The organism is Paenibacillus zanthoxyli JH29, assembly GCF_000520715.1.
Taxonomy (GTDB): domain Bacteria; phylum Bacillota; class Bacilli; order Paenibacillales; family Paenibacillaceae; genus Paenibacillus_AQ; species Paenibacillus_AQ zanthoxyli.
Window position 1 is genome coordinate 1 of record NZ_ASSD01000064.1, and the last position, 1,418, is coordinate 1,418.

The window sequence follows — 1,418 nt, forward strand, 5'->3', positions numbered from 1 at the left end:
ATGTGTCCCTGCAGGTTCAGCCCGGAGAAATGGTCGGGCTGATCGGCCTGAACGGAGCCGGCAAGAGCACTACGATGAAGCATATTCTCGGCCTGATGACGCCGCATAAAGGCGGGATCGCCGTACAGGGCAGAACGCGCGATAAAGATTCGGAAGGATATCACAGCGCGCTTTCTTTTGTGCCGGAGTCGCCGCTCTTGTACGAAGAAATGACGGTGCGTGAGCATGTAGAATTTACGGCCAGGGCCTACGGCGTGAACCGGGCTGATTACGAAGCCCGCAGCCGTCGCCTCTCGGAGCTGTTCCGCATGGAGGATAAAATGGACAGTCTTTCCGGCCATCTCTCCAAAGGGATGAAGCAAAAGGTCATGATTATGTGCGCTTTTGTCGCCAATCCGGCGCTGTATGTGATCGATGAGCCTTTTCTCGGCCTCGATCCGCTCGGCATCCGGTCCCTGCTGGACTTCATGCTGGAGATTAAGAAATCGGGTTCCTCCATTCTGCTCAGCTCTCATATTCTCTCTACGATCGAGAACTATTGCGACCGCTTCATCGTGCTGCATCAGGGCAGGGTCATCGCCGAGGGCACTTTGGCGGAGATCGGAGCTGCCGCCGGCAAGCCGGGCCTGCCGTTGGAGCAGCTGTTCTACGAGCTGGTCCAGGGAGGGGAGTAGCATGAATCTCAGAGAGCTGCAAGGGGAGCGGCGCAGCCGGGCCGCCGCCAAGCTCCTTCCCTATGCGGGATATATTATCCAGAGCGGTGTAGCAGTCGTGCTTCTGTTCATTCTGATCGCGTTTGCGGCCTGGTACACTTCGCTGCTGAAGGATGTTCCATCCGGCGTGCCGATTCGCTGGATCATGCTGGCCGTGCTGCTGCCAGCTGCGGTTCACAGCAGCTTCCGTACCTATCTGCAGCCGGCGGATGCCGTCTTCCTGCTGCCGCAGGAGCACCGGATGCAGGAGTATTTTGCATCCTCCTGGATCAGGGGAACGATTTGGAAAGGTCTGCGGCTCCTTCTCGCGCTGATCCTGTTGTGGCCTTTGTACATACGCACGGCGGAATCGCCGAAATCTCTGTTTGTCACAGCCGCGCTGCTGCTTGGCGTAAAGCTTCTCTCGGCTTACGGCTGCTGGCGGGAGCTGAAGATGCTCTCCCCGGCCGCTTCCGCCGGGTACCGCCTGCTGCGCTGGGCGGCCCTCGGGCTGATCATCGCCGCTTGGCTGTGGCAGCCGTTTCACAAGGGGCTTGGCTTCTCCATGCTGCTGGCGGCGGCTTATCTGGCTGCGCTTGCCGTGCCTGCGCGGCATGCCGTCCCCTGGGAACGGCTGATCGCCCTGGAGAAGGTACAGAGCGGACGGGCCCAGATGCTGCTCGGCTGGTTCGTCGAGGTTCCCGGACGCCAGCAGCGCGTCTATTC

2 protein-coding genes are annotated in these 1,418 nt (G+C 60.2%); both read left to right on the forward strand.

What is annotated here, in order from left to right; translation table 11 throughout:
* The coding region (locus L691_RS0102585) for an ABC transporter ATP-binding protein (protein ID WP_025688594.1) at positions 1 to 674 on the forward strand (674 nt) is incomplete at its 5' end.
* Between the two features lies 1 nt (position 675).
* Positions 676 to 1,418, forward strand: a 743-nt coding sequence (locus L691_RS0102590; RefSeq protein ID WP_025688595.1) for an ABC transporter permease, incomplete at its 3' end; no start/stop codon positions are given.